This window comes from Methylococcus mesophilus, from assembly GCF_026247885.1.
GTDB classification, from domain to species: domain Bacteria; phylum Pseudomonadota; class Gammaproteobacteria; order Methylococcales; family Methylococcaceae; genus Methylococcus; species Methylococcus mesophilus.
This window is the reverse complement of sequence record NZ_CP110921.1, coordinates 1,703,020-1,729,820: the sequence shown is the minus strand read 5'-3', so window position 1 is coordinate 1,729,820 and position 26,801 is coordinate 1,703,020. Positions and strand designations below refer to the sequence as shown.

Sequence of the window (26,801 nt, the reverse complement as noted above, 5' to 3'; positions counted from 1 at the left end):
AAAAGGGGGCGCGCATGTAAAATGCGTGCCCACGATGCGGGACCGGACTTGGCCGCTCCCGAGATGACAACGCTTCACTCAAGCGAACGACCTTCGACCTTTAGGATTGCTCAGATGACCTTTGTTGTGACTGAAAACTGCATCAAATGCAAATACACCGATTGCGTTGATGTCTGCCCAGTGGATTGTTTTCACGAGGGCCCCAATTTTCTCGTCATCGATCCCGACGAATGTATCGATTGCACGCTGTGCGAACCCGAATGTCCCGCTCATGCGATCTATTCCGAGGACGAACTGCCGGAAGGGCAGGAGCAGTTCATCCAGCTGAACGCCGAGCTTTCCAAAGCCTGGCCCGGCATTTCCGAGGTGAAGGAGGCGCTGCCGGACGCCGACGAGTGGAATGGCAAGCCGGACAAGCTGCAGCATCTTGAGCGCTGACCGTCCCGCTCGAGTTTCGCCTTACCGGCGCGCGCCCACGCTCAATCGGTGCGAGGCGCGTGCCGGCTCGATTCCCGGAGTTCAGCGGTGAAGCTGCAGCAGCTGCGCTACGTCTGGGAGGTCTCCCAGCACGATCTCAACGTTTCCTCCACGGCGGACGCCTTGTTTACGTCCCAGCCCGGTATCAGCAAGCAGATCAAGCTGCTGGAAGAGGAGCTGGGAATCTCCATCTTCGCCCGCAACGGCAAGCATCTGACCGAGATCACTCCGGCAGGAAAACACGTGGTCGAACTTGCAGGGCAGATTCTGAGCAAGGTTCAGGACATCCGCAGCGTCGCCCAGGAATTCCGCGACAACCGCGTTGGCTCGCTGTCCATCGCCACCACCCATACCCAGGCCCGCTATGCCCTGCCGCCAGTGGTGCGCGAATTCATGCAGCGCTATCCCGGCATCAAGCTCAACATGCATCAGGGTACGCCGGTCCAGATAGCCGAGGAGGCCTCGCGCGGCTTGGTCGATATCGCCATCGCGACCGAGGCGATCGAGCTCTTCGGCAATCTGGTAATGTTGCCCTGCTACAAATGGAACCGGATCGCGCTGGTGCCAAAAGGCCATCCCCTGGCTGAAAAGCCCAGCCTTACCCTGCAGGACCTCGGCGAGCACGCTTTGATCACTTATGTCTTCGGCTTCACCGGCCGGTCGCATCTGGACCAGGCGTTCAACCGGGCGGGCCTCAAGCCGCGGCTGGCCTTGACCGCCGTCGACGCCGACGTCATCAAGACTTATGTGCGGCTGGGTTTGGGCGTCGGCATCATCGCCAAGATGGCCTACAACCCGGAAACCGATGCGGATCTGGTGGCGCTCGACGCCTCCCATTTGTTCGAAAGCAGCGTGACCAACATCGGCCTGCGGCGGGACATATTCGTCCGCGGCTTCCTTTACGATTTCATCGAACTGTTCGCGCCGCATCTGACCCGCGAGGTAGTGGATCGGGCGCTGGCCTTGCGCGAACCCAAGGAACTCGAAGCCCTGTTTGCTGGGCTGACGCTGCCTGTCCGGTAGTTTCGGGCCGTCAGGCCTTGGATGCGTCGCCGATGTGCAGGCCGCATTCCTTCTTGAGCGCATCCTCCCACCACCAGCGGCCCTCGCGTTCGTGCTGGCCGGGGCGGATCGGGCGGGTGCAGGGTTCGCAGCCAATGCTGACGTACCCCTTGAGGTGCAGAGCGTTGAACGGAATCTCGCAAGCCGCGATGTAATCCCACACCTGGGCAGAAGTCCAGCCGGCCAGCGGATTGAATTTCACGAGGGGGCGGCTTTCGCTCGCAAAGGCTGGATCGGCCTCCACTTCAGGAACCGCCTGCCGGGTCGGGTTCTGGTCCCGGCGCTGGCCGGTAATCCACGCGTCAAGCGTCGCCAGCTTGCGGCGCAGTGGCCCGACCTTGCGGATTCCGCAGCATTCCTGATGGCCGTCCCGGTAGAAGCTGAACAGTCCCTTTCCCCTCACCATCGCTTCCAGTTCCGCGGCATCCGGCGACAGCACTTCGAGGCTGATGGGAAAGCGCTCGCGCACTTCCTCGATGAAGCGGTAGGTTTCCGTGTGCAGACGTCCCGTGTCGAGGGTGAAGACTTCGATGCCAGGACGAAGACGCGAGGCCATTTCGACCAGCACGACGTCTTCCGCCCCGCTGAAAGATACCGCGATCCGCTGGAAGCGGCCCAATGCCGCTTCCAGCACGGCGCGGGGGGAACAGCCGGCCAGTTCGGCCTGGAGTGTGTCGATGTCGGTGTGCGTCATGAGGATCGAGGAATGGGTTGCATACGTTCAGGTTTGGGCGAAGTAGTGCTCCAGATAGTCGGCGAAGGCTGCCGAATCCTCTCCCTCGATGGCGTCTTGTTCCGCCAGCGACTGTTCGGCCTTGCGCCGCATGGCCTCGGCTTTTTCGGGTTCGAGGGGAAGGCTGCGCATGGCGTCGGCGTGCTGCGCCGACAGCCGCTGCGCGAATTCGGCGAAGGATTCGTGGTTGCCGCGCATCTCCCGCAGCATGCGGGCCGACGGCAGATGCTGTTCGGGATCGGCGACCGCCACATACTGCTGCTCCAGGGCGGCGGAAAACGCCCGGCCATTCGAATCGCCATCCAGCATGGCGGCGATCGGCGCCATGGATTCGCACAGCTCCCTGGCCCAGGCTCGAAGATCCACGGCGGCATCGCCCCGGATCAGTGCCATCCCCGGTGTGCGCCCGCAACAAGCGGTAGCCAGCACGTTGTTGGCCGCGGTTTTCTTCTCCTCGATGCTCATCGGCGGGCTTTCGGCGAGCAGGGACAGCAGCATGAAGGTTTCCAGAAACCTCAACTGCTCGAGGCTGATTCCGGCCGGGTGATAGCAGTTCAGGTCCACCGAGCGAAGTTCGAGATAACTGACGCCGCGCTTTTTCAACGCCAGGGTGGGCATCTCGCCGGAGCGGGTGACCTGTTTCGGCCGCACCGTGCTGTAGTACTCGTTTTCGATCTGCAGGATGTTGGCGTTGAGTTGGCGGTATTCTCCGTCCACTTCCACACCGATGGCCCGGTAGGGCGCATAGGGCGTCGATATGGCATGGCTCAGATCGCGGACGTAGTCGTCGAGCCGGTTGACCGAGATGTCCAGGCTGGCTTGGTTGTCGTTGCGGTAGCCGATATCGCTCATGCGCAGCGAAGTGGCATAGGGACGGTGCCAGGTGGCGGGGTCGAATTCGGTGAAACTCGAAGCCAGCGGCGTCTCCCGCCCCGTGAGGAAGGACTTGGACATCGCGGGCGAAGTGCCGAACAGGAACAGGACCAGCCAGCCGAAGCGCTGAATGTTGCGCACCATGCCGAAATAGCGGTCGGCGACGAATTCGGCCAGCGAGCGGCGGTCGCCGGCCAGCGTCTGCAGGACCGGCCAGAGCTCTTCGCTCACCGAGTAATTGAAATGGACGCCGGCGATGGCCTGCATGGCCCGGCCATAGCGGTAGCCCAGGCCGCGTCGGTAAACGTGCTTCATCCGGCCGATGTTGGAGCTGCCGTAGACCGCGATCGGTATGCTCTCGTCGCCCCCGATCCGGCAGGGCATCGAGGTTGCCAGCAGCAGTTCACCGTCGATATTGGCGTGAACGAAGCGATGGATGTCTTCCATCGCCGCCAAGGTGTCGGCGCTGTCCTCGAAAGGCGGGGTGATCAGCTCGATAAGCGCTTCTGAATAGTCGGTGGTGATGGCGGGATGGGTCAGCGCCGAGCCCAGCGCTTTCGGATGGGGGGTTTGCGCGATTTCACCGGCGGACGTGATCCGCAGGCTCTCCTTTTCCAGCCCCTTCAATCCTTTTCGCAGCAAATGCGCCTGCCCGGCGCGGGCGAGCTGCTCGAGCCGCGAGTCGATGAGTTTTCTCAAGCCCGGAAATCCTGAAAAGACGTGTTGCCGTGATCGCTAGGGGCGGTTTACCAGCTGAACAGGACCCATTGCGGGATGTCCATGCTGCGGGCCATGTCGGTCGTCCGGACGTCCATGTTGCCGTCGCCGTCCTTGTCCATCATGACGTAGGGTGGGCCGATCTTGGGTTTGACCTTGACCATGTAGAGCCTGCCGTTGATGCGGTACTCCTCGTAGAGGTCTTCGCCCTTGCGCATGATGGTCACATCCGGCTCCAGCTCCTCCCCGCTCTGGACTGGCCCCGGGATGTCCGGCGGATCGGGTACGGGCTGGAGCTTCCCTTCCTCGGGCGAATCGATGCCCCAGGCAAGCGGTGTGAGCAGCAGGAGCAGCAATGGCAGTCGGTGGGTCGGGAATGGCATGGATGCTTTGAGGTCTTAAGTCTGCAGGGCGTCAATCATATTATCCTATTTTAGGATTATAGATTCGGTCCCGCCGCCGCTTTGCCGCAGGACCGTCAGCCGTCCGCCGCTTTTGGGGGGAGCCGGAGAGCGATCCTGATGACGCAGCCGAGTACGATCGCGCCCATGACCAGTAGCACCATGACCGGGTCTGCGCCTTGCGCGGCGGCGGCAGTGTAGAGGCCGACGGCGACTAGCATGGCGGCGTTCAGGAAGAAATTCTGGATGGCGACGGCGATGCCGGCGCCGACGCTGCGGTGGCCGATGTCCTGGATGGCGGCGTTGAGCGGCACCACGAAGAAACCACCGGCGATGCCGATGCCGAGCAGGGCGCCGCGGGCCGGCCAGAAATCGGCCGCCGCCGCGAGCAGGCCGAGCATGAGCGCCATCGCGTAGCCTGCATAGCGGGTCCGGCGGATTTCCGCCAGTGGAATCCAACGTGGGGCGAGAGCGGAGCCAATGATGATGCCGATGGCCGTGAACAGGGTCAGTTCGGCGATGTCGGTGGCTGTCCGGGTGTGCAGTACGGCGGGTGCCCAGGCGACCAGTACGACGCGCAAAGTCGCTGCGGCGGCCCAGAACATCGCCAGACCCAACAGCACCAGCCGCGCGCGCTGGGATTTCAGCAAGTCCCTGCTCTGTACGACCAGTTGGCGGACGGCGGAGACTTCGGCAAGGTGGCGCGCCGGCAGCCTGGGCAGAAGCAGACCTACCAGGACCGAGAGCAGGAAGCAGCCGCAAATGACCGTCATGGCTAGCGGGATCGACTGGTCTGCGATTTTGGCGCCGCCGAGGGTTCCGAGCAGGATGGCGGCGATGGTGGCCCCCTCCACCCAGCCGTTGGCTTTGACCAAATGATCCTTGTCGGCGATTTCCGGCAGTATGCCGTACTTGGCGGGGCTGTACAGGGCTGCGCCGGCGCCGACCAGGGCGTAGGCGATCAGCGGTTCGACGCCTCCCAGCAGCAACAACCCCCCCGCCATTTTGATCAGGTTGGCGATGATCAGGACCCGCGGCTTGGGCAGCCGGTCGGCCCAGATGCCGACCCAGGGTGCAAGGGTCACGTAGGCGACCAGGAAGACGCTCTGCAGAGCCGGGACGTACCAGTCTCCGCGTCCGCCTCCCTGCAGCACGATGGCGATGACGGTGAACAGGATGGCGTTGTCGGCGAATGCAGAGAGAAACTGGGCGACGACCAGCGGAGCGAGCCCCTTGATCATGCCCCGGTCTCCGCCACCAGCAGGGTTGTGAGCGCGGGATAGTCGATCTTGCCTGAGCCGAGCAGCGGCAGGGCCGGCAGAATCCGGATTTGCTTGGGCAGGTAGAGTTCGCCCAGCCCTTCGGCCCTCGCCCGTTCGAAAAGTGGGGTCCGGTCGGCCTGCGGCTGGCTGGTTGCCAGGACGATCTGCTCGCCCTTGCGCGGGTCGGAGAGGTTGATCACGGCGTGCAGGGCGTCCGGCCACACCCTGGCCGCCAGTTCTTCGATGACCGCCAGCGAGACCATTTCTCCGCCGATCTTGGCGAAGCGCTTGGCCCGGCCCTTGATGGTGACATAGCCGTGTTCGTCCACGCTGACGATGTCGCCGGTGTCGTACCAGCCGGCGCCGAAGCAGGAGGCAGGTGGGTCGATCCGACCCGGCGCATGGGCGCGGAGATAGCCGAGCATGACGTTCGGGCCTTTCACGTGCAGCCGCCCGCCCTCTGCGATGCCTTCCACCGGTTCCAGGGCATATTCGACGCCCGGCATGAGGCGGCCGACCGTGCCCTCCCGGTAATGCATCGCTGTGTTGGCCGCCAGCACGGGGCTGGTTTCGGTGACGCCGTAGCCTTCCATGATGCGGATGCCGAATTTGTCGGCCCACAGCCTGCGGGTTTCCGCCTGGACTTTTTCGGCGCCGGCGAACACGTAGCGGATACTGTAGAAGTCATAAGGGTGGGCGTGTTTGCCGTAGCCGCTCAGGAAGGTGTTGGTCCCGAACAGGATGGTGGCGTTGATGTCGTAGGCGACCTCGGGGATGATCCGGTAATGCAGCGGCGAGGGGTAAAGGAATATCCGGGTGCCCGACAGCAGTGGCAGCAGGGTGCCGGTGGTGAGGCCGAAGGAGTGGAACAGGGGGAGGGCGTTGAGGATTACGTCCTGTGGCCCGAAGTCTACGCGCGCGGCGAACTGCTCGCGGTTGGAGAGCAGGTTGGCGTGCGAGAGCGCGACGCCCTTGGGCGCTCCTTCCGAGCCCGAGGTGAACAGGATCACGGCCGGCGAATCCGCCGATACACGGTTGCGGTAACGGTAATCAACCGCATGTCCTTTCACCAGCGCCCGCAACTTTTCCAGCGCCGACACGTCCCGGAAGACGTCGTCCAGATAGATCACCTTGACCTTGGTTTCAAGCTGGGAGACGGCGTCCTCCAGTTTGGCCCCCTCGACGAAGCGCCGGGAGGTCAGCACTGTCCGGATCGCCGCAGTTTCGCAGGCTGCCAACAGAACGGAAACGCCGGTGCTGAAATTGAGCATGGCGGGGACGCGGCCGGTGTGCTGCAACCCGAGCAGCGTGGCGACCGTGCCGATGGCGGTGGGCAGCAGGACGCCGACCGTTTCACCCGCTTCGGTCAGGCGTTCGAGTCTTTCGCCGGCGAACAGTGCGCGGGCGATCAGCTGGTTGTAGCTGACCGGCTTGCGCTCGGGGTCTTCGAGCACGAGAGTCTTGCCGCCGTGCACCTTGCGGGCATCGAGCAGGGCCGAGAACAAGGTGCCATGGTGGTTGCCGGTGGCGAATATCATCTCGCTCATGATATCCGACAGTGCGAGTCCGGCATGGCGGCGGCGTTCCTCGCCATGGATGTCCGGCGATGGGCTGATCTTTCGCGGCGGCAGGAGGTTGACGGTGATCCGGGGCAGCCAGCGCAGCCGGACCACGCCCTTGAGGCGGGAGAACGGTGAGTACTGGGCACCGTCGATCCGGATCGGCAGGACCACGGCATCGGCCTTGTCCGCTACCATGCCGGACCCGTCGTAGATCTTCATCAGCGAGCCGGTCACGGTGATGCGGCCTTCCGGGAACACCACGGCTTTTCGGTCGCGGCGCAGGTGGTGAGTCAGAGCCTTGACCGACATGGGATTGATGGGGTCCATCGGAAAGGTCCGAACCCAGCGGAGGGCCGGTTTGACCCACCAGGCTTCGGCGATGCGGGTATTGATTGCGAAGGTGATTTCGTCCGGCAGAAAGGCCCAGAGCAGGATGGGATCGAGGAACGATGTGTGGTTTGAGACGATGAGCACCCGCTCTCCGGCGCTGTGAAAATGCTCGATGCCCTTGACCTGGACCTGGTAAAGGGTTTTGAGTAGGAATCGGATTATCGGCTTGATCATTGTGGGCTGGGTTTTCGCCGGCTGGGGTTGGACTTGTTCGGATTCGGGAAATAATGGGAGTTTCGCTGTTCGCCTATGGCACTCTGCAGTTGCCGGAAGTGATGGCCGCCGTGGCTGGGCGGACGTTCGATGCCGTGCCGGCATGGCTGTCTGACCACGCGTGCTATCGCCTTCGCCACCGAGTCTATCCGGGCTTGCGGCGCGAAACCGGGGTGATCACTCCGGGAACCCTGTTTCTCGGGCTCGGTCCTCGCGATCTCGCTCGCCTGGACCGTTTCGAAGATGCGTTCTATACAAGGATCGAGGTTACGGTTTCAACCGCTGCGCTGGATTGTCTAGCGGCCCAAGTCTACCTGATCCCGCCTCGCAGCGAGTATCTGCTGGTTTACCGCGGCTGGAGCCTGGACGATTTCATCAGGACGCGCGGCCAGGCCTATGTCCGGCGCTGTCGGCGGCGGTTCCGCTAACAGCGGCTCACATCTTCGAGTAGGGCGAGGCTGCCGGAGCCGGCTTCGGCTCCTTGAAGGTCCCCGCGGTGAATGCCGGGCCGTAGGTCGTTTCTTCGGAAAATTTCTGCCACACGAATTCCGGGTGGGCGATCGGCTGAGTCGGAACCGGGAAGGTGATGAAGTCCACGGCGCCGGTGAGTGTGCGTCCGACCGTGTGCAGCAGTCCCTTGAGCAGGCCGCCGGAGATGCCGAACAGGACGTTCGTCTGGTTGCTGGTGTTGATCATGTTCTTTGGGATCTCCAGCCAGCCCGTGGTCAGGTTCGACAGGCCGCTGCCCAGCTTGAGCGATGTGGCGGTGCCGTAGTCGTCGGCTTGCGCTGCCGGGACGGTGGCGCCGAGGCCCGCCAGCAGGAGCAGAGTCGGGAGGGAGAGTGCTTTATTCTGCATGGCGGCGTCCTTAAACTCGATGATCGGTTACCACGGCAATTCCCTGCCGTCGAAATTCATTAAGCGCCCGGACAGCGCCGGCGTGTATTCGTCGATGATTCGACGCATGCCGCCGATGCTTTGCTCCGCCGTCGTCGGCGCCCTGGGGCCGCCCATGTCGGTCAGCACCCAGCCGGGGTTGAGAATCAGCACGCCGATGCCGCGCGGCTTGAGGTCCAGGGACAGGCTCTTGAGCGCGGCGTTGAGCGCCGCTTTGCTGGATCGATAGTAGATCGCGCCGCCGCTGGTGTTATCTCCCATGCTGCCCATCAGGCTGGTGATGCCGACGATCAGCTTGCGGCTTCCCCGCTCCAGATGGGGCAGGAAGCTTTCCGCCATTTTCACCGGTGCCATGGCGTTGGTTCTGAAGACGTCCTGCCATAGATCGTAATCGATGGCTCCGAAACCGTTGCCGGGCTCGTCGCCATAGACGCCGGCGTTGTTGATGAGGACGTCGATCGGTTGACCGGCAAGGGCCGAGGCCAGTTGATCGATCGCGACGAAATTCCGCACGTCGACCGCATGTATGGCCAGATGTTCGTGGCGCTTGGCCAGTTCGCGCAGTTCGGCGGCATCATGAGGATGGCGGCAGGTGGCGATCACGCGCCAGCCAGCGTCGAGGTATTGGCGGGTGAATTCGAGACCGAGTCCACGGTTGGCGCCGGTCACCAGGACGGAAAGCACGGTTGAACCCTCGAGCGGTGGATGTCGTGAACGCGAATTCTATTATACCGGCCGGCACAGAAGAGCCCTTGTCCGTCAGGACAAGGGCTCTCTTGCCCGCGGGGAAACGCTTCAGCCGGCGAAATTGGCCGCGGCGAATTCCCAGTTCACCAGGCTCCAGAAGGCTTCCACGTATTTCGGGCGGGCGTTCCGGTAGTCAATGTAGTAGGCGTGTTCCCACACGTCGCAGGTCAGCAGAGGGGTCTGGCCCGATGTCAGCGGGCAGCCGGCGTTTCCGGTGCTGACCAGCGCCAAGCTGCCGTCGGCGTTCTTCACCAGCCAGGCCCAGCCGGAGCCGAAGGTGGTTACCGCGCATTTGGTGAACTCTTCCTTGAATTTCTCGAACGAGCCGAAGCTCTTGACGATGGCTTCTGCCAGGGCGCCGGTCGGTTCGCCGCCGCCGTTCGGGGACAGGCTGTTCCAATAGAAGGTGTGGTTCCAGATCTGGGCCGCGTTGTTGAAAACGCCGCCGGCCGGCGCCTTGCGGACGATCTCCTCCAGGGAGAGGTTTTCGTATTCCGTGCCGGGGATCAGATTGTTCAGGTTAGTGACGTAGGTCTGGTGATGCTTGCCGTAGTGGAACTCCAGCGTTTCAGCCGAAATATGCGGTTCCAGGGCGTTTCTTGCATAGGGCAGAGCGGGCAGTTCATGGGTCATCGGGAGTCTCCTCGTTGGGTGGGTGGTGGCAAATCGCCCGAACGGCGGGGACGCCTTCGGGTGGATAAATTCCAGGTATTTTACTAGGAAAAGCCGGCCTTGGGAGCGGCCATGAGGGATCAGAGTCGGGGAGATGGACCGCCTGGTCGGGGGAAAGCAAGAACGAGCTTCAGGGGAAGCCCGTTCTCAGGAAGCGGGAAGAACCTTGGCATGTGTCGGGGCGGGCAACCTGCGTTTTTTCGGCATCAGCCGCGGGACCGTTCCGACCACTGCTGGACCTGGGCTTTCCAGCTGCCGTCGCTCTGGCGTTTGAGTACGCTGTACAGCACGCCGTCGTAGTGGTACCGGAGCGTCTGGTGCGAATCCTGCAGAGTCTTCATGTCGGACAGGGTAGTGGTCGTGACGATGGTGTCGTCTTTTTCGCCTTTAACATCTACGATATCGATTTTGAAGGCGCCCTGGTCGATCAGGGTCCGCCAGAAGTTGCGGATTTCGCCCGGATCGCGGGAGACTTTTCCGTTCGGCTGCACCAAAATGGCATCCGTCGTGTACAACGAAACGATTTCATCGACCTTGCCATCCGCGAACGCCTGATTCCATTCGGCGGCGTTGTTCGCGGCGATGGTCCGGATGTCTTCCTGTGCCCATCCAGGGGTGGTCAAGAGGCCTAAGGCGGCCGCCAGCAAGAGGATTTGAGTACGCATGGGGGGTCTCCATTGTCGGTAGGGTTTGAACTGACTATAGGAAACCACGCTATGGTTTACAATATCCAATAAATTTTACGAATTGTTTCAATAAATAGAACTTTAGTCGGAAAAGGACATGGACAAACTCACGAGCATGGTCGTTTTCACCAAGGTCGCGAAAGCAGGAAGCTTCGCGTCTGCCGCCAAGGAAATGGGGTTGTCGCGGGCCATGGCGACCAAGCATGTGATGCAGCTCGAAAACAGCTTAGGAGTCCGGCTGCTGAACCGGACCACGCGCCACTTGAGCCTGACCGAGGTCGGCATGGTCTATCTGGAGCGTTGTCTGCAGATCCTGGACGACCTGGAAGAGACTGAGCTGGCCGTGACGCGCCTGCAGACCGAGCCTCGAGGGACGCTCAAGCTCAATGCCGCACCGTTTTTCGGCGCCTACCATCTGGCGCCGGCGATCGCGGCCTATCTGGAAATCTATCCCGACGTCAACGTCGAGCTGGTGCTGCAGGCGGGCTATGTCGACCTGGTGGAAGAAGGCTTCGATCTCGCCATTCACCTTGACGAACTGCGCGACTCCAGCCTGATCGCCCGCAAACTCGGCACATCCCAGCGCATCGTCTGCGGCGCGCCGGGCTATTTCGAGAAACGCGGCGTGCCCAAAACGCCGGAGGACCTCAAGAAGCACAACTGCCTGAGCAATTCGAGCCTGCCGCCTCGTGATCAGTGGCAGTTCGTGTCGCAGGACGGCAAGTCGACGGTCATCAAGGTCTCCGGCACCCTGGAGGCGAACTCGGCGGATGCCTTGCGCATGGCGGCGATCAGTGGCCTGGGCCTGGTCCTGCTGCCGACCTACATGGTCGGACAGGACATCCGCAAGGGCAGATTGCAGGCGGTCTTGACCGACTATGTGCCGGCTGCGGCAGACATTCATGCCGTTTACCCGCACCGCAAGCATTTGTCGGCCAAGGTGCGCACTTTCGTGGACTTCCTCCATGAGCGCTTTCATCCCACACCTTATTGGGAGGAGTGGATGCATCCGCAGGGCGGCGAGTGAGTCCCGAGGGTGCGCAGGGTTTGATGTCTTTGTCCGGCACGGGCCGAAGGGGGTAGGCGATGGACGAGCATGATCGTCTGGTGGCGGCACTGAAAGACATCATCGTGCTGTTTTCGATCATGGCGGCGGTGGGATCCTTTTACCACGGCAATTGGCTGGCGGGGACCGGCTATTCGGGGCTGGCGCTGATGTTCTTCAACGAGAAGCAGTTGCGCCGGTGGTGGCGCGGCAGGCGTGGACGGCGGTGAAGCATGGCGCTTGAAATCGAACGGAAGTTCCTGGTACGCGGCGAGGGTTGGCGCAAGGCCGTGAGCGATTCCATGCGCATCTGCCAGGGCTATCTGAACGACGAACAACGCTGTTCGGTGCGGGTCCGTATCAGCGGCGAGCGGGCCTGGCTCAACATCAAGAGTGCAACGATCGGAGCCCAGCGCCATGAATACGAATACGAGATACCGGCTGCCGACGGCGAATCCATGCTCAAGGAACTGAGCTGCAAGCCGTTGATCGAGAAGATGCGCTATTTCGTCCCGGTGGCTGGCAGGCTGTGGGAGGTCGATGTGTTCGAAGGAGAGAACGCAGGCCTGGTGGTGGCCGAGCTCGAACTCGATGACCCTGACGAGCCCTTCGAACTGCCGGAGTGGGCGGGCGAGGAAGTCACCCATGATCCTCGCTATTACAACACCTGCTTGTCGACGCTGCCGTTCAGCCGGTGGCCTGAACAGGACCAGAAATCGGCTCTGGCATGATCGCGTTGCTGGTCGTCATTGGTTTTCTGCTGTTGGCGGTGGCCGCCCTGGTTCTGCTCGGGATGCGCTTGCCGAAAACCCATCAGGCCGCGAGCAGGATCAGGCTACCGGCGACTCCAGAACGGGTCTGGGAGATCATGACTGACTTCGGGAACTTCCCGCTGTGGCGGCCGGGTCTCGCCGCAGTGGAACTGGCCCCGGACGTCGACGGGCTTCCGAGTTGGAACGAAGTGTGCGCGGCGGGGGCGAGGGTGCGGTTCCGGGTGCTGGAGGCCGCGCCGCCCAGGCGTCTGGTCACTGCGCTGGCGGGCGAACATCTGCCGTTGCGGGGTGTCTGGGTGTACGAACTCGAGGCGGATGGCGAGGAAGGAACGGTTCTGACGATCACCGAACGCGACAGTATTTTCCATCCGGCGTTCCGGTTCTTCGTGCGTTACGCGCTGTCCTACCACGGTGTCATGGACGTATTCCTGCTCGCGCTGGCGCGGGTCCTGGACAGTCCGGCAAAACCCGAGCATTTGAGCCTTAAGTTGGAAGACAGCGACGTCGGCGGGGTGGATGCGTGAGGACGCCTCGCGGCGGCTTTCTCAAGTTCGCGGCCGTGTTCGAAGGCGGCTTGCTGCTGCTGGCATTCGGCTTCGGCGGTCTGGCGGGAATAGACCCGATCGCTGCGCTGCGTTTCGATCTGGAGGGTCTGGCCTACGGACTGGTTGGAACCTTGCCGCTGTGCCTGGTATTCCAGTGGTCCTACAGCACCCGGGTCGCGGGCCTGAGAGAAATCAAACGGGTATTGGTGGACCGCCTGGGGCCTTTTCTTGCGGCCTGCGGAGTGGCCGACCTGCTTTTCCTCGGCTTCCTCGCCGGCATCACCGAAGAAATCCTGTTCCGCGGATTTTTCCAGCCCTGGTTCGAAGCCAACTGGGGCTGGCTGGGAGGACTGGTCTTCAGCAACCTGGTATTCGCCCTGGTGCATTGGGTCTCTCCCTTGTATGCCCTGCTGGCCGGCCTGACCGGCATCTATCTGGGGTTGGCGCTGGATGTCGGGGGCGAGCGCAATCTGCTGGTTCCCATCCTGATCCACTCGCTGTACGACAGCGTCGCGTTTCTCGCGGTGGCCGCCAGCTACCGGGCCGGCGTTTCCCGCTGATCCTTTTTTTTTCAGGCGCTGCCTCGAGCGGTCAGCTTGCGCTCCCAGTCCAGCGAAGTCCGCACGATCAGTTCGATGTCGTCGTAACGTGGTGCCCAGCCCAGGGTTTCGTGGATGCGCCCCACACCGGCGATCAGGCGAGGAGGGTCTCCGGCCCGGCGAGGTTGCTCTTCCACCGCGATGGGGGTGCCGTTGACCCGGTTCATGGTGTCGACGATTTCCCGCACGCTGTAGCCGTGGCCGTAGCCGCAGTTCATCGTGGAGGATGCTCCGCCGCGGCGCAGGTAGGCGAGGGCGGCGACATGCGCCGCGGCCAGGTCCGACACGTGGATGTAGTCGCGGATGCCGGTGCCGTCCGGTGTCGGATAGTCGGTGCCGAAGATGCACAGGCGATCGCGCTTGCCGGTGGCGACCTCGGCCGCGACCTTGATCAGCAGCGTGGCCTTGGCCGTGCTCTGGCCGATGCGGCCTTCGGGGTCTGAGCCGGCGACGTTGAAATAACGCAGCACCACGTGCCGCAAAGGGCTGGCGGCCGACAGGTCGCGCAGCATCATCTCGCTCATCAGCTTCGAGGTGCCGTAGGGATTGATCGGCGCGAGTGGCGAGGTTTCCAGCGCGTATTCGCTTTCCGGGATGCCGTAGACGGCCGCGGTCGAGGAGAAGATGAAATGGCTGACCCCGGCCCTCTGGCAGGCTTCCAGCAGGGTGCGGGTCTTGCAGGTGTTGTTGCCGTAGTACTTCAGCGGGTTTTCGACCGATTCGGGCACGATGGTATGGGCGGCGAAATGCATGACTGCCTCGACCTCGTAGTCCCGCAGGATCGTGTCCAACAGGGCGCTGTCGCCGGTATCGCCTTCGACGAAGTCGCCGTACAGGACGGCGTCGCGGAAGCCGGTCGACAGGTTGTCCAGCACGACCAGGCGTTCGCCTGCTTCGCCCAGCGTCTTGACGATATGGCTGCCGATGTAGCCGGCGCCGCCGGTGACGAGTATGCCTTTGCGTTTCATAGGGTATAGGGTCTCAGAGGTTGATTCGAACCGCTGCGCGTGTGCAGCCAGTTCAGGATGAAATCGGCGATCTGGCGGGGATCGTTAAGATCGAGCCGCGGAATCGGGACAGTATCGGGGAAGGTCCCGCCGTCCGTTGCGAGGGCGATGATGGAGTCGTCTTCCGGAAACAGCAGCGGCTTGCCCAAGGCCGGACGATGCAGCTCGATCTTGGGGTAGCGCTCGTGTTTGAACCCCTCCACCAGGATGAGGTCGAGTCCGGAGCCTTCCAGGTGTGCCAGTTCCTCGGCGAGGCAGGGCTCCTGCGGCGCTTCGCGTTCGGTGATGATGGCCCGGCGTTTCGACGAGGTGATCATCACCGGCGTGGCGCCGGCCGCGCGCAGTTCGAAACTGTCCTTGCCGGGGTGGTCTACGTCGAAGCTGTGGTGGCTGTGCTTGATCGCGCCGACCTTCAAGCCGGCCCGTTTCAGCAGAGGAATCAGGATTTTCAGCAAAGTCGTTTTCCCGGTACCGCTGAAGGCGGCGAAGCCAAGAACCGGCGTATCCATCGGAGTCAGCGAACCCCGTAGTAGTCCCTGTACCACGCGACGAAGCGCGCGATCCCGGTTTCGATCGGAGTTGCCGGCCGGTAGCCGGTATCGCGCATCAGGTCGTCGACGTCGGCATAGGTGTCGGGCACGTCTCCGTCCTGCATCGGCAGCAGGTTCATTTCGGCACGGCGTCCGAGGCATTGCTCGAGTACCTCGATGAAGCGCAGCAGCTCGACCGGCTCGTTGTTCCCGATGTTGTAGAGCCGGTAAGGCGCCCGGCTGGTGCCGGGATCGGGCTCGTCGCCGCTCCATTGGGGGTTGGGCGCGGCGACTTTGTCCAAAGTCTGCACCACGCCTTCCACGATGTCGTCGATATAGGTGAAATCCCGCCGGTGATGGCCGTAGTTGTAGACGTCGATCGGCTGCCCCGCCAGGATGCTGCGGGTGAACTTGAACAGCGCCATGTCCGGCCGTCCCCAAGGACCGTAGACCGTGAAGAACCGCAAGCCGGTGGTGGGAAGCCCGAACAAATGGCTGTAGGTATGGGCCATCAATTCGTTGGCCTTCTTGGTCGCAGCGTACAGGCTGACCGGATGGTCGACGTTGTGATGCACCGAAAACGGCATCGCGGTGTTGGCGCCGTAGACCGAACTGGAGGAGGCGTAGACCAGGTGTTCCACTTCGTGGTGGCGGCAGGCTTCCAGGATGTTGCAGAAGCCGACCAGATTGGCGTCGATGTAGGCGTGCGGGTTTTCGAGCGAGTAGCGCACGCCGGCCTGGGCGGCGAGGTTCACTACGCGCTCGGGACGGTGCCGGGCAAATACGGCGAACAGTTTCTCGCGCTCCTCCAAGGCGCTCCGTACCTCGGTGAAGCCGGGGCGGGCGCGAAGCCGGGCGAGGCGCGCTTCTTTGAGGCTGACGTCGTAGTAATCGTTGACGTTGTCTATGCCGATGATTTCATCGCCCCGGTCCAGCAGCTTGTGAGCCAGATGCGATCCGATGAAGCCGGCGGTGCCGGTGACCAGTATTTTCATATATTCCGCCGGGAGCAGCCCAGCCGGTGCCGCTTTAATGAAAACGTCATATTTTCCGAGGTCTCCAGGTTTTGCAGGTATTGTGTACGGGCGATGCCGGGTTGAAGGCGGGAATGGGGCACGGGTTTTTTTGAAAGGGCTAGATTCTATAGGATAGCCGTGAATTTCCGGAAGATTGGGAAACGCTCAATGCCTCGTCGTCTTTTACCTCGCCAGCCGAGTTGGTAGAATCGTTGCCCATTCGTCCGCAGCTTCGCCATCCGAGACAGCCTCCAGCCAAGCCATGCCGTCCTTCATCGACCCTGAGCACCAGCATCAGCATACCTCCAAGCAGTTCGATCACGAGCTGCTGGATATTCGCAGCCGGGTTCTGGCTCTGGGGGGGCTGGTAGAGGAGCAAGTGGCTTCGGCAGTGAAGTCGCTGCTGGAAGGAAACGTTGAACTCGCTGAGCGCGTCATTGCGGACGATTACAAAGTCAATACGATGGAAGTGTCCATCGACGACGAGTGCACCCAGATCCTGGCCCGGCGCCAGCCGACGGCTCGGGACTTGAGGCTCGTCGTGGTCGTCATCAAGACCATCACCGATCTGGAGCGGATCGGCGACGAGGCGAAACGGATCGCGCGCCATACCCTGGACATGGTCGGGCACTTTCCCCGCAGGAACCAGCTTTCGGAGATCGAAGAGTTGGCCAGATACGTGCGTAACCTCCTGCGCGGCGCTCTGGACTCGTTTGCGCGTATCGACGTGGATGCCGCCCTCCGAGTGGTGCAGGACGACCGTCTGGCGGACCGCGAGTACGAGACCATTCTGCGTCAGCAGATTACCTACATGATGGAAGATCCCCGCACCATTCCCGTGTCCCTCAACATCATGTGGTCCGCGCGGGCGCTCGAGCGCGTCGGCGACCGTGCCTGCAACATCGGCGAATACGTCATCTACTACGCCAAAGGGAAGATCATTCGGCATATCAGTCTCGAGCAGCTCGAGGAAGATCTGCGAAGTGAATGACCGGCTGGTTCCGAAGTCCCGCATGCCCTATCCCACCGCTTCCGGCCAGGCCCTTGAACGATAGTTTTGCTGCATTTCCGGGCGCGGCGAAATCCGTGCGCAGCCTTTGCGCGTGGCTGCTGATACTGACCTGGCCCTCCCTCCTGTTCGCCTTCGAGTCGTTCGTCATTCGGGACATCCGGATCGAAGGGCTTCAGCGGATCTCTGAGGGCACGGTGTTCAACTACCTGCCGGTTCGGGAGGGCGACACCCTCGACGAGAAGCAGTCGGCGGAGGTGATCAAAGCGCTGTTCAAGACGGGCTTTTTCAAGGACGTCCGGCTCGAAGAGGATGACGGCAGGTTGATCATCTCCGTCGAAGAGCGTCCTTCCATCTCCAGCGTAAAGATCGACGGCAACCACGACATCGGGAGCGAAGATCTGCTGAAGGCGCTCAAGGGGATCGGTCTGGCAGAGGGCAAGGTATTCGACCGGCAGATTCTCGACAAGGTCGAACAGGAACTGCGGCGCCAGTATTACAGCCGGGGCAAATACAGCCTGAAAATCGATTCTCAGGTGACCGAGCTTCCCCGGAACCGCGTGGCGGTGAATATCAATATCGCCGAGGGTCGTGTGGCTCGCATCAAGCAAATCAATATCATCGGCAACAACGCCTTCAACGACGAAGAACTCACCCAGGACTTCGAGCTGAGCACCTCCAACCTCTTGTCGTTCTATACCAAGGACGACCAATATTCCAAGCAGAAGCTGTCGGCCGACCTGGAGCGGCTGCGCTCCTACTATCTCGATCGCGGTTACATCAATTTCGAAATCGAGTCCACCCAGGTTTCGATCACGCCCAACAAGAAGGAAATATACATCACCATCAACGTCAAGGAGGGCGAGATCTTTCAGGTGGAACAGGTCAGGCTGACCGGCAAGACCATCGTGCCGCCGGAGCAACTGGTCCCCCTCGTGCGTATCGGGCCGGAAGACACTTTTTCCCGGAAGCTGGCTACGGAAACCCAGAAGGGTATATCCGACCGGTTGGGCGAAGAGGGCTATATCTTCGCCAACGTGAATATGGTGCCGGACATCAATCAGGAGAAGAAAACCGTAAATATTACTTTCTTCGTCGATCCGGGCAAGCAGGTTTACGTCAGGCGAATCAATTTTCAGGGTAACACCAAGACGCGGGACGAGGTGCTGCGCAGGGAAATGCGGCAGATGGAGGCTGCATGGGCATCGACCACGAAGATCGAGCGTTCCAAGACCAGGCTCGAGCGTCTCGGCTATTTCCAGGATGTCAACGTGGAAACACCGGCGGTGCCGGGGACGACGGACCAGATCGACGTCAACTACAGCGTGACAGAGAAATCCTCCGGCAATTTGACGGCGGGCGTGGGATATTCCCAGTTCCAAGGCATCATTTTCAACGCTGCGGTAACCCAGGACAATATTTTCGGTAGCGGCAAACGGGTCAGTTTCAATTTCAACAACAGCCAGATCAACACGATCTATGCTTTGGGGTATTTCAATCCCTACGCTACGCTGGATGGTATCAGCAGCGGGTTCGACGTCAGCTATCGTGATACCAATACGGGCTATTCTAATTACGTAGCAAACTATATTACCAACGTATTCCAGGTCGGAGGCAACTGGGGTCTCCCCATCGGAGAGTTCGACAGCATTCGTACGAACCTCGACTACAGCAATACCAAGCTGAAGACGACGAGCCAGTCGTCCACCCAGATCATCGATTTCATTGATGAGCACGGTAGCGAATATTCGACCTATTCGTCCTCTCTCGGCTGGACCCATGACACCCTGAATCGGGCAGTATTCGCCACGAGCGGCGGCGCGCAGCGTCTGACGGGGCTGTTTGCGCTTCCATTCAGTACTCTGCAATATTACAAGGCGAACGTGCGGCTTGAGCAGTATTTTCCTCTGACCCAGGATCTGACGCTGTGGCTGAATAGCGATATCGGCTATGGCGGCGGCTATGGCGGCGGCGGCAACAGCGTCCTTCCTTTTTGGGAGCATTTTTACGCGGGCGGCCCGAATTCCGTGCGCGGATACCAGCCTAATTCATTGGGACCCAGAGACAGCCGAGGCTATGCCTACGGCGGCAGCAGCAAACTGACCGGCTCTGTGGAGTTGCTGTTCCCGGTGCCGTTCGCCGGTGACAAACTGAAGAGCGTCCGGTTGGGAACCTTTGTCGATGGGGGCAATGTGTTCGCGAATTCGCCCGAACTCTCGGATCTTCGTTTTTCGACGGGAATTTCGGCCAAATGGCTGTCGCCTTTCGGTGCGCTGATGTTCTCCATCGCCCAGCCGCTCAACTCCCAAGACGGGGACAGAATTCAGCATTTTCAGTTCAATTTCGGCTCCGGATTCCAGGGCATGTGATCCTGTGGTTCGGGCAGAGACGAGTATTTTTGTATAATGCCGCGGGTTTCCCTGCGTCTTTGAAAGCCCGGCCCCGCCCATCGCGGCTTAGGGGGTAAGGGCAGGTTCCCGAATCAGTGACATTTTGGTCCCGGTCAACATTCATCATCGGAGAGGAGTATGGTACGGAAAATTTTATTGCCTTTGCTCGTGTCGGCGGCGGTTTTTGCCGAACCCAGCGCGGCTGACATCAAGATCGGCTTCGTCAACGTGGGGCGTTTGCTGGAAAAGGCGCCGCAGGCTGAAGCCGCCAAGAAGGAGCTGGAGAAGGAATTCTCCGGCAGAGACAAAAAGCTGGTTGCGGAGCAGAAGGAGATCAAGTCTCTGGAAGAGCGTCTGGCGAAAGGCGGGGAGATTTCCAAGGAGCAGGAGCGCGATCTCATGAACCGCAAGCGCGAAGCCAAACGTGCGCAGGACGAATTCCGTGAGGACTTCAACTTGCGGAGAAATGAGGAACTGGCCCAGCTCCAGAAGGAAATCTTCGAGGCGATCCAGTCGCTTGCGAAGGAGGAAAGCTTCGATCTGTTGCTGACCGACGGTGTGGTCTATGCGGCGGAAAGCATCGACGTGACCGATAAAGTCGAGAAGAAGCTGGTTGCAAGCTACCGCCCTTCGGGCAAGAAATAGTCCGGATTCGGGTTGATGGCCTGACGACGAAACCCGAGAAGGAAAAAGTATTGGATATTCAAGCGATAAAGGACTTTTTACCTCATCGTTACCCGTTTCTTTTGGTAGACAGAGTGCTGGAGTGCGAACCCGGAAACCGGCTGCTCGCCATAAAAAACGTCACCTATAACGAACCTTTTTTTCAGGGGCATTTTCCGCATGTGCCGATTATGCCGGGGGTGCTGATCATCGAGGCATTGGCGCAGACGACCGGCCTGCTCGCCTCGGAGACGGCGCCTGACGTGCTCGGCAAGGGGGCAACTTACTATCTGGTCGGGCTCGACAAGGTGCGTTTCAAGCGCCCCGTCGTGCCGGGAGACCAGCTTCGGCTCGAGGCGACCTATCTGCGCCATAAGCGAAACATCTGGGCGTTCGCCTGCCGGGCCGACGTCGAAGGCGAGTTCGTGGCCAGCGCCGAGATCATGTGTGCAGCTGCGGAGCAGGGCTCTTGATCCACCCGACGGCGATCGTTGATCCGGCGGCGGATATCGGAGAAGGTGTCGAGATCGGCGCTTATTCCATCGTCGGTAGCAGCGTCAGTATCGGAGCGGGAACGGTCATCGGTCCTCACGTCGTTATCCGGGGCGCGACCCGGATCGGCCGTGACAACCGCATCTTCCAGTTTGCCTCGGTAGGCGAGGATCCGCAGGATAAGAAGTACCGCGGTGAACCGACCACGCTGGAAATCGGGGACCGGAACGTCGTACGCGAGTTCGCAACTCTCCATCGCGGCACGGTCCAGGACAAGGGGGCGACCCGCATCGGCGACGACAACCTCTTCATGGCCTATACCCACGTGGCCCATGACTGCGTGATCGGAAACCGGGTCATCATGGCCAACGCGGCGTCCCTGGCGGGCCACGTGAGGGTCGATGACGACGCCATCCTCGGCGGCTTCTCTCTGGTCCATCAATTCTGCCGGATAGGGCAGCACAGCTTCTCCGCCATGGGCAGCGTGATCTCCCGCGACGTACCGCCCTATGTGATGGTGGGCGGACGTCCGACCAAGCCGCATGGAATCAACGCCGTTGGACTGGAGCGGAACGGATTCGATTCGGTGGCGATCAGGCAGATCAAGAAAGCTTACAAAATCGTCTACAAGACCGGTTTCAAGTTCGAGGAAGCGATCCGTCTGCTGGAGGAAATGAGCGAGGATGGGCCGGAGGTCGCGTGCATGGTGGATTTCTTGAGGGCGAAGGGGCGTAGCATCATCCGCTGAATGCTGTAAAGAGGCTTGGGGTGGCACTTTTGGTTGCAGGCATCGACGAGGTGGGGCGCGGCTGTATTGCCGGCCCGGTGATCGCCGCGGCGGTAATATTCGCACCCGGCCAGGACACCGGCGGCTTCGACGATTCGAAGCGGCTGAGCCCGCAACGCAGACTGGCGCTGGCCGGCCAAATCAGGTCGGCGTCCCTGGCCTGGGCGGTGGGGCGAGCGGAAGTGGCTGAAATAGACCGGCTCAATATCCTGCAAGCCACCCATTTGGCCATGTGTCGGGCGGTCGCGGCGTTGCCCATTCCACCGGACTGGGTCAAGGTGGACGGCAACCGTTATCCCCCCTTGGATTTCCCAGGGGAGGCGATCGTCGGTGGGGATGCGTCGGTGGCCGAAATCGGGGCCGCATCGATTCTCGCCAAGGTCTTCAGGGATCGGGAAATGCAGGTGCTGGACCGGCTTTGTCCAGGCTATGCGCTGGGCGTGCACAAGGGGTACCCGACGCGACTGCACGTAGACCGCTTGGCCAGCCTGGGCGCAAGTATCTGCCATCGGCGCAGTTTTGCGCCGGTTCGGGACGCTATTGGTCGAGGTCCGGCTTCATGAAAATCGTAGGGATCAGCATCGGCAGCGAACGCCCGATCGAACACGCCGGCCGCCGCGTCGGGACGGGAATCTTCAAGATTCCGGTCGATCATCCCGTCAGAGTCGGAAGGACCGGCATCGAGGGTGACGTTCAGGTCGACCGGGAAAACCACGGCGGGCCCGACAAGGCGGTTTACGCCTACAGTGCGGACAACTATGGCCACTGGCGGGAAGACCTTGGCATCGAGACCCTGCCGTACGGTTATTTCGGGGAGAACCTGACCCTCGCCGGTGGTGGTGACGACAAGGTGCATATCGGCGACAAGTTCCGGGCGGGGCCGGTGCTGTTCCAGGTGACCCAGCCCCGGGTTCCCTGCTTCAAGCTCGGCCTGAAAGTCGGCGACAACACCTTCCCCAAACGCTTTCTCGTTTCCGGCCGGGTCGGGTTTTACCTGCGGGTGCTGGAAGAAGGGGAGCTTCGGGTCGGCGACTGGCTGGAGTGCATCGCGACGGACGCAGGAGGCGTCAGCGTGCGTGAAGCCATGCTGGCTCTGGTGAAAGGGTCGCGGCAGCAGGAGGTCATTTCCAGGCTGCTGAGCCTGGATGCGCTGTCCGAGGCCTGGCGCCAGAGCCTAAGCGAAAAGCTGAAATGACGCCTTAAGGCAGGGCGACCGGCGCGGCTGGTTCCCAGCCCGGTGCACGCCGGTCCGCTACTACCGTCGTATAGATGCCGCCGCGTACGTTGAATCTCGCGGTAACGCGCATGAATCGCGGAGTGCAGGCGCGGGCGAGGTCATCCAGAATGGCATTGGTGACGGCTTCGTGGAAGGCTCCTTCGTTCCGGAAGGACCAGACGTACATTTTCAGCGACTTGAGTTCGATGCAGTGTCGATCGGGGACGTATTCCAGCAGGATCGTCGCGAAGTCGGGCTGCCCGGTCTTGGGGCACAGGCAGGTGAATTCGGGGATTTCGATTCGGATCGTGTAGTCGTGTTCCGGACGGGGATTGTCGAAGGTTTCCAGGGTCTTGCTAGGTTGAGAAGGCATCGGGCGTCGTTCGTGTGTTGCGGTGGTGCATCCGGCGCCCACCATTCGGGCGGGTGCCGGCTTTGCCCTGTATAATAGCGTGTTGATCCAGCCCCGAACAATCGCCCGTCCTTACGCCCTTCCAGTGCCATCTCCCTGAATCCCCCATGCGACTGGAAAAGCTCAAGATCGCCGGTTTCAAGTCTTTCGTGGATCCGACGACCATTCCCTTGCCGGGCAACCTGGTGGGGGTGGTGGGGCCGAACGGCTGCGGTAAGTCGAACGTCATAGACGCGGTGCGCTGGGTCATGGGGGAAAGCTCGGCGCGCCATTTGCGCGGCGAAACCATGGCGGACGTCATATTCAACGGCTCCAGCACCCGGAAGCCCGCGAGCCTGGCTTCCGTCGAGCTGGTTTTCGACAACTCGTCCGGGCGCGTCGGGGGCGAATATGGGAAATATCAGCAGATCGCCATCCGGCGCCAGGTTGCCCGCGACGGCCAGTCGAGCTATTTCCTGAACGGCACGCGCTGCCGCCGCAAGGACATCACCGATCTGTTCCTGGGTACGGGGCTGGGTGCGCGCAGCTATGCGATCATCGAGCAGGGCACGATTTCCCGTTTGATCGAGGCGAAGCCGGACGAAATGCGCGAAGTCATCGAAGAGGCGGCTGGCATTTCCAAGTACAAGGAGCGCAGGCACGAGACCGAGCAGCGGATGCGCCATACCCGCGAGAATCTCGAGCGACTGTCCGATTTGCGCGAGGAAGTCGGGCGGCAACTCGGGAATCTGCAGCGCCAGGCCAGGAAGGCGGAGAAATTCATAGCCTTGCGCGACGAGGAGCGCCGGCTCAAGCTCGAACTGCTGGGGCTGCGCTGGCGCGCGCTGGAGCAGCAGCTCGACCGGCTCAAAGCGGAGCTGGCGGACTCGGAGGAGCGGTTCCGTCGTCTCACAGGCGAGGAGCGTGCCTGCGAGGGGCGGCTGGAGGAGCTGGGCCAGCTCCGCGGTGCAGCTCAGGAGCAACTCGATGTCCAGCAGGGACGATTCTACGAACTCGGGGCGGAAATCAGCCGCCTGGATCAGTTCATACGCCACACCCAGAAATCGAGGGAGGAGTTGATTGAGGAGCGGGAGCGGGTCGAGGCCGAATTGCGGAAAGCCCAATCCGACCGCGACGAAGACCGGTTGCGGCTCGAGGAGGTGCGTGCAGAGGTGGCCGAACTCGTCGGGAGGCTGGCCTTTCTGGAGCGGGAGGAGGCGGAAGCGGTGTCCATTCGGCGAACCGCGGAAGCGAATCTGAAGCAGTGCCGTGAATGCTGGGAAGCGCTGACTGGCGATCAGCACAAGCTCGAAGGCCAGATGGCCTTGCAGCGTTCGCAGTTGCAGCAGTTGCGGGAGCAGGAGCAGCACCTCGGCGGGCGGCGCCAGCGCCTGTCGCAGCAGCATTCGGAACTGGAGAGCGCACTTGCCGGCCTCGATGTGGAGGCGCTCCGCGCGGATGCTGCCGGCATCGAGGTGGAGCGGGAGGAGGTGCTCGGTGCGGCCGAAGCGCTGTCGGGGGAGGCGGAGCTGCAGCGTGAGCGGCTGCGCTCCGCGCGTGAACGCCTGAACCAGGTTCGTGCCGGCCTGCACGCCTTGCAGGGCAAGGTCGCGTCGCTCGAGACGCTGCAACGTCATGCAATGGGGCGTGACCGCGGTGCCCTGGAGTCGTTGCTCGACGCATGGCAGCTGTCGGGCGCCGAACGCGTGGGCGAACAGATCGAAGTATCGCCGGGTTGGGAGACCGCCGTAGAAACGGTGCTCGGGTTGCATATCGAAGCGGTATGTGTCGAGAATCTGGCGCCTTATGCGGAGAGTCTCCAGACGCAGCAGCCGGCGGAGTCCCTGGCGTTTTGCGAGTATCGCGAAGGGGTGATGTCCGGTGAGTCAGACGGCGGGGAGCGTCTGCTGGATCGGGTTCAGTCCCCGTTGGCTTTGGAAGGGCTGCTGGGCGGTGTGTACTGCGCTTCCGACCTGGTCGCGGCGGCGGGGAGGGCGCGGTCGCTGCAGCCGCACGAGTCCGTGGTAACACCCGAGGGCATCCGCATCGGGGTGGGCTGGATGCTGGTGCAAAAGCCCGATGCCGGCCATGCCGGGGCGCTCGCCCGTGAACGGGAACTGCGCGAATGCCGGCGGCAGGCCGACGAGATGAGAGCGCAGGCCGAGGTCCTGGAGGCCGAGACCGGCCAGGCCGAGACGGAACTCGAACGCTTGGAGGCAGCGCGGCGGGAGGCGAGGAAGAAGGCTGACGAACTTTCCGCACAGGTTTCCCGATTGCAGGCGGAGCTCGCCGCGGCGGAGGCGCGGAGCGAGCAGTTGGGGCATCGTCTGGCCCAGCTCGGCCACGAGCTCGATGAGTTGGCCGATCAGGGCGTCGAACTCGCCGAGAAGCGCGCCGAAGCCGACGAAGTCTTGCTGGCGGCTGAGCGCGATTCGCTCCGGCTGCAGGACACGGCGGCGCGGCAGATGGCAGAGCGGCAGGTGCTGGAGGATGCGTTCGCCGGCGCCGAAGCGGTGGAGAAGTCATTGCATGAGGAAGTTCGCACGCTTCGCAGCCGGGCCGCCACGCTCGAATCGAACGAATCGCTGACCCGCTCCCATCTGCAGCGGCTGGAACAGCAGCACGGCCAGACTGCGGACCGGCTTGGCGCCATCGTTCGGAAGCTGGAGGAATCGGAGACTCCCCTGGAAGACGAACGGTTTCGTCTCGAGGCATTGATGGAGGAGCGCGCCGCTCTGGAAGCGGAAATGACCCGGCAGCGCCGCCGGCTCGCCGAACTTGAATCCGACATCCGGCGCGTCGCGGGAGAGCGCCAGCGTGCGGAGCACGAACTGGCGGCCTTGCGGGACGGCGTGGGTCAGATCAAGTTGGCCTGGCAGACCGCCGAGGTCCGCCGCCAGGGCATCGAGGAGCAGTTTGCGGAATTCGATGCGGCGCCCGCGGCGATTGTGGCCGAGTTGCCGGAAAACGCTGAGGAAAGCGTCTGGCAAGCGTCGGCGGCCCGTGTCGGCGAGGAAATCGACCGCCTCGGTCCGGTCAACCTCACGGCGATGCAGGAATATCAAGAACAGGAGGAGCGCCAGCGCTATCTGGAGGAGCAGGACCGGGATCTCGCCGAGTCGCTGGCAACCCTGGAGCAAGCCATCGAAAAAATCGACCGCGAGTGCCGGGCGCGCTTCAAGGAAACGTTCGAAAAGATCGATGCCGGTTTCCAGCGTATGTTTCCCAAGCTTTTCGGCGGCGGGAAGGCAACGCTGGAACTCACCGAAAACAACCTGCTGAGTACCGGGGTCAGCGTCATGGCCCAGCCGCCCGGCAAGCGCAACAGTTCGATCCACCTGTTGTCCGGGGGCGAGAAGGCGCTGACGGCGGCGGCCCTGGTATTCTCCATCTTCGAGCTGAACCCCGCGCCGTTCTGCCTGCTGGACGAGGTGGATGCGCCGCTGGACGATGCCAACGTCGGGCGGTTCAGCCAATTGGTGAAAGAGATGTCCGAAAAAGTACAATTCCTCTTCATTACCCATAACAAGGTCACGATGGAAATCGCTCAATACTTGGCGGGAGTCACCATGCGGGAGCCTGGAGTGTCGCGCATCGTGGCGGTGGACATCGATGCGGCGGTTGAACTGGCTTCGGTTTGAGGGGC

At 62.0% G+C, this 26,801-nt stretch carries 29 protein-coding genes; 16 read left to right on the top strand and 13 right to left on the bottom strand.

Annotated elements, in window-relative coordinates; all coding sequences use genetic code 11:
* Positions 1–114 precede the first annotated feature (114 nt).
* Entirely contained in the window at positions 115–438 is a 324-nt protein-coding gene (gene fdxA, locus OOT43_RS08035) for a ferredoxin FdxA (protein ID WP_266024857.1), read from the top strand.
* 87 nt (positions 439–525) lie between these two features.
* Positions 526–1,500 carry an HTH-type transcriptional regulator CysB gene (gene cysB / locus OOT43_RS08030; RefSeq protein ID WP_266024334.1) on the top strand — a complete coding sequence of 325 codons (975 nt, stop codon included), beginning with the start codon at positions 526–528 and terminating at the stop codon, positions 1,498–1,500.
* Between the two features lie 10 nt (positions 1,501–1,510).
* Here cysB and OOT43_RS08025 read toward each other — a convergent pair whose 3' ends face one another.
* The 5 genes from OOT43_RS08025 to OOT43_RS08005 form a co-directional block, all read right to left on the bottom strand.
* Positions 1,511–2,233, bottom strand: coding sequence for a phosphoadenylyl-sulfate reductase (locus OOT43_RS08025; protein ID WP_266024333.1), 723 nt, complete (start codon positions 2,231–2,233; stop codon positions 1,511–1,513).
* 27 nt (positions 2,234–2,260) lie between these two features.
* Positions 2,261–3,844, bottom strand: a complete 1,584-nt coding sequence (gshA, locus tag OOT43_RS08020; protein WP_266024332.1) for a glutamate--cysteine ligase — start codon at positions 3,842–3,844, stop codon at positions 2,261–2,263.
* Positions 3,845–3,891: 47 nt separating this feature from the next.
* A complete protein-coding gene (locus tag OOT43_RS08015) occupies positions 3,892–4,245 on the bottom strand; it encodes a DUF2782 domain-containing protein (RefSeq protein WP_266024331.1) in 354 nt (117 codons plus the stop codon).
* A 95-nt stretch (positions 4,246–4,340) separates the two neighbouring features.
* A complete protein-coding gene (gene lplT / locus OOT43_RS08010) occupies positions 4,341–5,504 on the bottom strand; it encodes a lysophospholipid transporter LplT (protein WP_266024330.1) in 1,164 nt (387 codons plus the stop codon).
* Positions 5,501–7,651, bottom strand: a complete 2,151-nt coding sequence (locus OOT43_RS08005) for an AMP-binding protein (protein ID WP_266024329.1) — start codon at positions 7,649–7,651, stop codon at positions 5,501–5,503. The genes lplT and OOT43_RS08005 overlap by 4 nt, the downstream gene beginning before the upstream one ends.
* 53 nt (positions 7,652–7,704) lie before the next feature.
* Here OOT43_RS08005 and OOT43_RS08000 point away from each other — a divergent pair, with 53 nt between their 5' ends.
* Complete coding sequence (locus OOT43_RS08000) at positions 7,705–8,118, top strand: gamma-glutamylcyclotransferase family protein (RefSeq protein WP_266024328.1); 414 nt, start codon at positions 7,705–7,707, stop codon at positions 8,116–8,118.
* Positions 8,119–8,125: 7 nt separating this feature from the next.
* On the opposite strand, the gene OOT43_RS07995 is transcribed toward OOT43_RS08000, so the two are convergent.
* The 4 genes from OOT43_RS07995 to OOT43_RS07980 all read right to left on the bottom strand — a co-directional run bounded on the left by OOT43_RS07995 (position 8,126) and on the right by OOT43_RS07980 (position 10,671).
* On the bottom strand, positions 8,126–8,548 hold the full coding sequence (locus tag OOT43_RS07995; RefSeq protein WP_266024327.1) for an exosortase system-associated protein, TIGR04073 family: 423 nt from the start codon (positions 8,546–8,548) through the stop codon (positions 8,126–8,128).
* A 27-nt stretch (positions 8,549–8,575) separates the two neighbouring features.
* Complete coding sequence (locus tag OOT43_RS07990) at positions 8,576–9,271, bottom strand: SDR family oxidoreductase (protein WP_266024326.1); 696 nt, start codon at positions 9,269–9,271, stop codon at positions 8,576–8,578.
* A 111-nt stretch (positions 9,272–9,382) separates the two neighbouring features.
* Complete coding sequence (gene sodB, locus OOT43_RS07985) at positions 9,383–9,967, bottom strand: superoxide dismutase [Fe] (protein ID WP_266024325.1); 585 nt, start codon at positions 9,965–9,967, stop codon at positions 9,383–9,385.
* A gap of 245 nt (positions 9,968–10,212) precedes the next feature.
* On the bottom strand, positions 10,213–10,671 hold the full coding sequence (locus tag OOT43_RS07980; RefSeq protein WP_266024323.1) for a YybH family protein: 459 nt from the start codon (positions 10,669–10,671) through the stop codon (positions 10,213–10,215).
* A gap of 118 nt (positions 10,672–10,789) precedes the next feature.
* On the opposite strand from OOT43_RS07980, the gene OOT43_RS07975 reads away from it, so the two are divergent.
* The 5 genes from OOT43_RS07975 to OOT43_RS07955 are packed head-to-tail and all read left to right on the top strand — an operon-like array spanning position 10,790 to position 13,615.
* Positions 10,790–11,719 carry a LysR family transcriptional regulator gene (locus tag OOT43_RS07975; protein WP_266024322.1) on the top strand — a complete coding sequence of 310 codons (930 nt, stop codon included), beginning with the start codon at positions 10,790–10,792 and terminating at the stop codon, positions 11,717–11,719.
* A gap of 59 nt (positions 11,720–11,778) precedes the next feature.
* Positions 11,779–11,967 carry a hypothetical protein gene (locus OOT43_RS07970; protein ID WP_266024321.1) on the top strand — a complete coding sequence of 63 codons (189 nt, stop codon included), beginning with the start codon at positions 11,779–11,781 and terminating at the stop codon, positions 11,965–11,967.
* 3 nt (positions 11,968–11,970) lie between these two features.
* Positions 11,971–12,468 carry a CYTH domain-containing protein gene (locus OOT43_RS07965; protein WP_266024320.1) on the top strand — a complete coding sequence of 166 codons (498 nt, stop codon included), beginning with the start codon at positions 11,971–11,973 and terminating at the stop codon, positions 12,466–12,468.
* On the top strand, positions 12,465–13,034 hold the full coding sequence (locus OOT43_RS07960) for an SRPBCC family protein (protein ID WP_266024319.1): 570 nt from the start codon (positions 12,465–12,467) through the stop codon (positions 13,032–13,034). Before OOT43_RS07965 ends, OOT43_RS07960 begins: the two co-directional genes overlap by 4 nt.
* Positions 13,031–13,615: a CPBP family intramembrane glutamic endopeptidase gene (locus OOT43_RS07955; protein ID WP_266024318.1), complete on the top strand. Its 585-nt coding sequence runs from the start codon at positions 13,031–13,033 to the stop codon at positions 13,613–13,615. Before OOT43_RS07960 ends, OOT43_RS07955 begins: the two co-directional genes overlap by 4 nt.
* 11 nt (positions 13,616–13,626) lie before the next feature.
* On the opposite strand, the gene galE is transcribed toward OOT43_RS07955, so the two are convergent.
* From galE to OOT43_RS07940, 3 genes are read right to left on the bottom strand one after another with little or no spacing between them, the layout of a single operon-like run.
* Positions 13,627–14,622, bottom strand: coding sequence for a UDP-glucose 4-epimerase GalE (galE, locus tag OOT43_RS07950; protein WP_266024317.1), 996 nt, complete (start codon positions 14,620–14,622; stop codon positions 13,627–13,629).
* Positions 14,619–15,170 carry a molybdopterin-guanine dinucleotide biosynthesis protein B gene (mobB, locus tag OOT43_RS07945; RefSeq protein WP_266024315.1) on the bottom strand — a complete coding sequence of 184 codons (552 nt, stop codon included), beginning with the start codon at positions 15,168–15,170 and terminating at the stop codon, positions 14,619–14,621. The genes galE and mobB overlap by 4 nt, the downstream gene beginning before the upstream one ends.
* A gap of 5 nt (positions 15,171–15,175) precedes the next feature.
* Positions 15,176–16,186: an NAD-dependent epimerase gene (locus tag OOT43_RS07940; protein ID WP_266024314.1), complete on the bottom strand. Its 1,011-nt coding sequence runs from the start codon at positions 16,184–16,186 to the stop codon at positions 15,176–15,178.
* A gap of 283 nt (positions 16,187–16,469) precedes the next feature.
* Between OOT43_RS07940 and phoU the strand changes: the two genes are divergently transcribed.
* The 7 genes from phoU (at position 16,470) to OOT43_RS07905 (ending at position 22,743) form a co-directional block, all read left to right on the top strand.
* A complete protein-coding gene (gene phoU / locus OOT43_RS07935) occupies positions 16,470–17,198 on the top strand; it encodes a phosphate signaling complex protein PhoU (RefSeq protein ID WP_266024313.1) in 729 nt (242 codons plus the stop codon).
* Positions 17,195–19,585: an outer membrane protein assembly factor BamA gene (gene bamA / locus OOT43_RS07930; protein ID WP_266024312.1), complete on the top strand. Its 2,391-nt coding sequence runs from the start codon at positions 17,195–17,197 to the stop codon at positions 19,583–19,585. Before phoU ends, bamA begins: the two co-directional genes overlap by 4 nt.
* A gap of 159 nt (positions 19,586–19,744) precedes the next feature.
* On the top strand, positions 19,745–20,251 hold the full coding sequence (locus OOT43_RS07925; protein ID WP_266024310.1) for an OmpH family outer membrane protein: 507 nt from the start codon (positions 19,745–19,747) through the stop codon (positions 20,249–20,251).
* Between the two features lie 50 nt (positions 20,252–20,301).
* Entirely contained in the window at positions 20,302–20,742 is a 441-nt protein-coding gene (fabZ, locus tag OOT43_RS07920) for a 3-hydroxyacyl-ACP dehydratase FabZ (RefSeq protein WP_266024309.1), read from the top strand.
* On the top strand, positions 20,739–21,509 hold the full coding sequence (gene lpxA, locus OOT43_RS07915) for an acyl-ACP--UDP-N-acetylglucosamine O-acyltransferase (protein ID WP_266024307.1): 771 nt from the start codon (positions 20,739–20,741) through the stop codon (positions 21,507–21,509). The genes fabZ and lpxA overlap by 4 nt, the downstream gene beginning before the upstream one ends.
* 20 nt (positions 21,510–21,529) lie before the next feature.
* Entirely contained in the window at positions 21,530–22,111 is a 582-nt protein-coding gene (locus OOT43_RS07910) for a ribonuclease HII (protein ID WP_266024305.1), read from the top strand.
* The gene (locus OOT43_RS07905; RefSeq protein WP_266024303.1) at positions 22,108–22,743 is read left to right on the top strand and encodes an MOSC domain-containing protein; all 636 of its coding nucleotides are present in this window, start codon (positions 22,108–22,110) and stop codon (positions 22,741–22,743) included. Before OOT43_RS07910 ends, OOT43_RS07905 begins: the two co-directional genes overlap by 4 nt.
* A 4-nt stretch (positions 22,744–22,747) precedes the next feature.
* Here the strand turns inward: OOT43_RS07905 and queF are convergent, their stop codons facing one another.
* A complete protein-coding gene (gene queF / locus OOT43_RS07900; protein ID WP_266024302.1) occupies positions 22,748–23,137 on the bottom strand; it encodes a preQ(1) synthase in 390 nt (129 codons plus the stop codon).
* Positions 23,138–23,283: 146 nt separating this feature from the next.
* Here queF and smc point away from each other — a divergent pair, with 146 nt between their 5' ends.
* Positions 23,284–26,796 carry a chromosome segregation protein SMC gene (gene smc / locus OOT43_RS07895; RefSeq protein ID WP_266024300.1) on the top strand — a complete coding sequence of 1,171 codons (3,513 nt, stop codon included), beginning with the start codon at positions 23,284–23,286 and terminating at the stop codon, positions 26,794–26,796.
* Positions 26,797–26,801: the final 5 nt, after the last annotated feature.